Origin of the sequence: Peptostreptococcus anaerobius VPI 4330 = DSM 2949, assembly GCF_000381525.1 — a bacterium.
Classification (GTDB): domain Bacteria; phylum Bacillota; class Clostridia; order Peptostreptococcales; family Peptostreptococcaceae; genus Peptostreptococcus; species Peptostreptococcus anaerobius.
This window is the reverse complement of sequence record NZ_KB906661.1, coordinates 1-5,547: the sequence shown is the minus strand read 5'-3', so window position 1 is coordinate 5,547 and position 5,547 is coordinate 1. Positions and strand designations below refer to the sequence as shown.

At 36.7% G+C, this 5,547-nt stretch carries 4 protein-coding genes; 3 read left to right on the top strand and 1 reads right to left on the bottom strand.

Annotation, left to right across the window (positions count from 1 at the left end):
- Positions 1-314, top strand: a 314-nt coding sequence (locus F823_RS0110155; RefSeq protein WP_026333380.1) for an IS3 family transposase, incomplete at its 5' end; no start/stop codon positions are given.
- A 61-nt stretch (positions 315-375) separates the two neighbouring features.
- Here the strand turns inward: F823_RS0110155 and F823_RS0110150 are convergent.
- Positions 376-1,575 carry a pyridoxal phosphate-dependent aminotransferase gene (locus tag F823_RS0110150; protein WP_019595757.1) on the bottom strand — a complete coding sequence of 400 codons (1,200 nt, stop codon included), beginning with the start codon at positions 1,573-1,575 and terminating at the stop codon, positions 376-378.
- A 413-nt stretch (positions 1,576-1,988) separates the two neighbouring features.
- On the opposite strand from F823_RS0110150, the gene galT reads away from it, so the two are divergent.
- Positions 1,989-2,939, top strand: coding sequence for a galactose-1-phosphate uridylyltransferase (galT, locus tag F823_RS0110145; RefSeq protein ID WP_002846061.1), 951 nt, complete (start codon positions 1,989-1,991; stop codon positions 2,937-2,939).
- Positions 2,940-3,228: 289 nt separating this feature from the next.
- Positions 3,229-5,130 (top strand): type I glutamate--ammonia ligase, encoded by a 1,902-nt coding sequence (locus F823_RS0110140; RefSeq protein WP_002846060.1) that lies wholly within the window; start codon positions 3,229-3,231, stop codon positions 5,128-5,130.
- Positions 5,131-5,547: the final 417 nt, after the last annotated feature.

Sequence of the window (5,547 nt, the reverse complement as noted above, 5' to 3'; positions counted from 1 at the left end):
AAGGCTTAATCATGCACTCAGACCAAGGATGGCAATATCAAAACAGCTACTACATTAAAGAACTAGAAAAGCATCAAATAACGCAGTCAATGTCAAAAAAAGGAAACTGCTACGATAACTGTATTATGGAAACATTCTTTGGCAGACTAAAAACAGAGATGTATTATGGATATGAGAGAGATTTTAAGACATTTAAAGAGTTTTCAAAAGCAATAGATGAATATATATATTACTACAACAACGAAAGGATTCAGAAGAAAACAAAATGGATGCCACCTACTTTGTATAGGTTAGCATCCATGAATGTAAACTAAATATTAATGTGTCCAGTTTTATGGGTACACATCAATTCGACCTCCTTTAATAATTTATGTATTATTTGTTTCCTGCTGCCTTGTAAGCTTCTAGACCTAACTTCATGCATTCTGCTGCTGCCTTTAGATCGTCACAGTTTAGGATGTAAGCAAGTCTTACTTCGTCTCTTCCTAGTCCTGGAGTAGCGTAGAAGTTTTCAGCTGGAGTAGCCATTGTAGTTGCTCCATTGTGTCTGAATTCGTTTAACATATAGATAACGAAATCTTCAGCGTTTTCTACTGGAAGCTTAACCTGCATATAGAATGCTCCTGTTGGCTTCTTGCAGATTACTCCTGGTATTTCCATTAATGCATCATATAGAGTATCTCTTCTCTTGCAGTATTCCTTGTTTACTTCTTCTAGGTATGACTTTGGAGTCTTGTATAGTTCAGCTGCTCCAATCATTTCTAGAGTAGGTACGCAAAGTCTTCCCTGGCAAAGCTTTAATACCTGTGCTATGAATTCTTTGTTCTTAGATGCTAGTGAACCGATTCTAGCTCCACAAGCTGAGTATCTCTTAGATACTGAGTCTACTATTACTACTCTGTCTTCAACTTCCTTGATGTTACCAAAGCTTGTATACTTTAGTCCATCATATGTAAATTCTCTATATACTTCGTCAGATACTATCCATAGGTCTTTTTCTATAGCTACTTCTGCTAGCATATGCATTTCTTCTACTGTGTATACTGCACCAGTAGGGTTACCTGGGTTTGATAATATGATTGCTCTAGTCTTGTCATCTATTGACTTTAATACTTCTTCCTTAGATGGAAGGTGGAATCCATTTTCTGCCTTAGTTGTTATAGGTCTAATGCTAACGTCTACACAAGTAGCAAATCCATTGTAGTTAGTGTAGAATGGTTCAGGTATAACTACGTTTTCTCCAGCGCTACAAAGTGTCATAAGAGCGAATAGAAGTGCTTCAGAACCACCGTTTGTGATTAGGATTTCACCCTTTTCGAAAGTCATGTCATATCCCTTGTAGTAGTCTATCATAGCCTGAACTAGTTCTTCTGAACCAACTGAATCAGCATATGCAAGAACCTTTTCATCGAATGCCTTAACTGCCTTCATGAAACCTTCTGGAGTCTTGATGTCTGGCTGACCTATGTTTAAGTGGTAAACCTTTACTCCCTGCTTCTTAGCTGCTGTTGCAAATGGTACAAGCTTTCTTACTGGTGAAGCCTGCATAGAACCAACTCTTGTAGAAAATCTCATTGTGAATACCTCCGTATTATATATAATGTTATTAGATTTAATCCAATTTAGAAAATTTGAATTAATTCAGTAAGTAAAAAATAAAAACGTTTTTACCTCTTTTAATTAATATATCATATATACTCACAAAAATAAATGGATTTTTCATATATTTAAAAATTAACAATAATCACATAAAAAAATAAAGTAATATAGTGTTGGAATAGACTTGTAGGGTGTATTATAATGCAATAACTTGTATATACTTTAATATATTATGTAAGCCTGATGATATTTACAACAAACTTAACTTTATATTAGTAGGTTAGTTTGGACGCCTCATTTATAGTCAAAATATGCCATATGTAGTATAATATATATGAAATCAGTATAATATATATGAAATCAGTGTAAATAAGAAATAGAGGTGACGTATGAAAGATATAAGAATAGACTCGATGACAGGTAGCTTGGTTATATATTCAAGCTTTAGAAACAAAAGACCGCACGATAATAAAAAGAAAGTACCACCGATGGTAGAAAAAGAATCCTACTCCAAGACTTGTCCTTTTTGTAAGGGTAATGAACATATGTGTGGAGAATCCTTGGATGAAATCATAGTTGATGGTGAGTGGAAGGCTAGATCTGTGTTTAACAAGTTCCCTATATTGGATATGTCCACTGATGAAATATTTGGTCAGCACGAGGTTGTTGTGGAGTCTGACAAACACAATGCCAACTATTTCAATATGGATAGGGGCGACTTTGAAAATGTCCTTAATATGTACAAGATGAGGACTCGTGACCTAAAAGAGGTCGAGGGTATAGCATATGTCAATATTTTCAAGAACTCTGGTAGTAATTCAGGGGCATCCCTAGATCACCCTCATTCTCAGATTATATCTATGAATATAATACCTCCTGAACTTGAAAAGGAGATTAGAGTGGCTGAGGACTTCTATGAGGAAGTTGACGAAAATTTGTATGAGTATATAATTGATGAAGAGCAAAAAAACAAGACTAGGATCATAAAGGACTCTAAATTTTTTATTGCCTATGTACCTTATGCTTGTAGGTACAGTGGTGAGTTAAGGATAATCCAAAAGACGGACTTGGCAATATCTGACTGGGACGATGAGCATATTGAGGACCTTGCCTATATGCTTGAAGGGGTATTTTCCAAGTGGTTTGCCTATCATGGTGAGATATCTTTTAATATGTTAGTCCATAATTACCCACTTGATAGGGATTATAGGCCTATATTTAGGAACCATATACACATAATACCTAGGAAGTATAATTTTGGAGGATTTGAACTCAGTACAGACCTTTTTGTTTGTGGAGTGGATCCTGAGGAGCTTGCAAGTGAATTGAGATTTGACTAGGAAGAAACTTGGTTAGAGAGTTTAGATTTGATTAGGAAGAAGAACTTGGTTAGAAAGGTTAGATTTGATTAGGAAGAAGAACTTGGTTAGAAAGGTTAGATTTGACTAAGGAATACAATACTAATAAGTTGTAAAAAATTACATACTTTATTGTAAAAAAATATATAGTAACTCTTGTAAAAATAAGGTAAATGATATATAATATTAAAATAAAAAATACGAATATTAATTTGCCTAATTGAAAAAATATACACAAATTATTATTTATCTAGTGTAACAGGGGGTACATATGTCAAAGTTATTGTATTATATAAAGAGTGAATACCTTTCAGCTGAAAAGTTGAAGGAAATATTAGGAGCAAATCCAAATGTAAAGTTTGTTTCGTTGATGGGTGTAGACATAGGTGGTAATGCCACTGATGAAAAGATACCTGTGAGTCTATTTTTGGACGACATTGACTCATTCTTGAAGGGGTCTATACAGACTGATGGTTCTTCAGTTGAGCTACATAACATAGCAACTCTGAACAATGCCAAGGTTGACCTTAAGCCTGACACTGAGAGAACTTGGTATGTTGATTACAACAAGGAGTTTATAGATCCTGAGACGGGACTTCCTGTTGGTACAGTGAGAATACCAGCATTTCTAGTGCATGACAACAAGATAGTTTGCTCTAGAGGTACCTTACTTAAAGCCGAAAAACACTTTACTCAGGCTATAGAAAAACTAATTAAGGATAATCCACAGATAATAGAAAACACGAACATTGATAGCGTTGATGATATAGAAAGTATATCTTTGACAGCGGCTACTGAATTGGAATTCTGGGTCAACACACCAGAGGACAAGGCAGACCTTGAGAAACTATTTGTATCTCAGTCTCTAAAGGAGCAGTATTGGAAGAGAACTAGGGGAGTGATTAGGACTTGCCTAGAAGAGTGTCTAATAGAGCTTGAAAAGTATGGTATTGAGCCTGAAATGGCGCACAAGGAAGTCGGTGGTATCCATTCTTCAATCAACAATACTGGTACTACTAACCACGCTATGGAGCAGTTGGAGATATCTTGGAAGTTCTCTACACCTCTACAGGCAGCGGACAATGAGTTGTTTGTAAGGGATATTGTAGATGATATATTTGAATCACACGGACTTGAAGTGAGCTTTAAGGCTAAACCAATCCATGGTGTTGCAGGTTCTGGTGCCCATGTCCATGTCAGCGTTGGTGCAAAATTAAAGAATGGTAAGAGGGTAAATATGTTTGCCCCTAAGAATATGAGGGAAGACTACCTTAGCCCTATAGGTTATGGTTCATTGATGGGTATGCTAAAGAACTATGAGGTTCTAGGTCCTATAGTTACTAATACTAATGATGCCTTTAACAGGTTGGTTGCTGGTTTTGAGGCTCCGGTATGTACAGTTACATCACTTGGTCATTCATATGAAGTGCCATCAAGAAATAGGTCGGTACTCGTTGGTCTGATAAGAGATGTCAATTCAGATAAGTCACTTAGGTTTGAACTTAGGTCTCCAAACCCACTATCTAACAAGTACCTTACTATAGCTGGTTGCTACCAGACTATGTTAGACGGTATCAGGGCAGTGGCAGACAACAAGAAGTTTGATACTAAGGAGCTTGAAAAGGAAATATCTAAGCAGCCTCAAGACAAGGGATTCTACCTTGAAGAGGGAAGAGCCTACAGGGACGAAAATGACGTATTCGAGGTGTATTCTCTAGTTGAGAGAAATAGATTGTTCGGTATGCCACCAGCTACTGTATACGAGGCTATGAAGTACCTAGATGAAAATGTTGAAAAGAAGAAGGCTTTGACAGATGGAGATGTATTCACTGATGCTATAATAGAGTCATTCAAGCTTGGATCACTAGATAAATGGAAGAAGAAGCTTTCTACTAGAATTATAGATAGGAACATAAGACTGCTTAGGACATTCAAGAAGCTACACACTTCAGATTCTATGGATGCTATAGATGAAGTGATGTGGGATTCAATTGAGCAGATCAAGCATGAACTGATGAAGAATACCCTAAACGAGCTTTCAATATATGGAAGAATCAAGGAATCCCTAGAGATGGGAGACTATGAAGAGGCATCAAGACTACAGCAGATAGCCAAGGTCAAGATGGAAGAAGTACAGCAGTGCTATGTTAACTATAGGAAGAATGTGTTTTAATAAGTTAGCATAGAATTAAGTATGTAATAAATTGTATAAATAATATATTGTATAAATAATATATAGAGCGTTGATTGCATTTTTATGTGGTCAACGCTCTTTTTGGGTATGACGGGCATGCCGTCAGTCTGTGGTGAAAGTCCACGTAGGGCGTAGTTGCCGACGAACCTCATAGCAACTTGCAAGGTTATCACCGTGAGGTGATGGCGAGAAGAAGCAATAGCAAAATCGTAGCCTGACGTACAGAAACCTAATATAAAGGCTTACATAAAGGATGAGTGGGCCCAAAGTCACGAAGTCCAAAAGGCAAACGTAACTTATGTAAGTAAATTAGGCAGGTAGACGAGGAAAGACTGACGACTTATCCCGTGAGGTCTCACAGAGGGAAAACCTAGTAACAACGAACTGTGAGAAGTC

What these genes read in the sequence shown, in the direction of transcription:
- F823_RS0110140 (WP_002846060.1), top strand. Translation starts at nt 3,229, where the DNA reads ATGTCAAAGTTATTGTATTATATAAAGAGTGAATACCTTTCAGCTGAA.
- galT (WP_002846061.1), top strand. Translation starts at nt 1,989, where the DNA reads ATGAAAGATATAAGAATAGACTCGATGACAGGTAGCTTGGTTATATAT.
- F823_RS0110150 (WP_019595757.1), bottom strand. Translation starts at nt 1,575, where the DNA reads ATGAGATTTTCTACAAGAGTTGGTTCTATGCAGGCTTCACCAGTAAGA.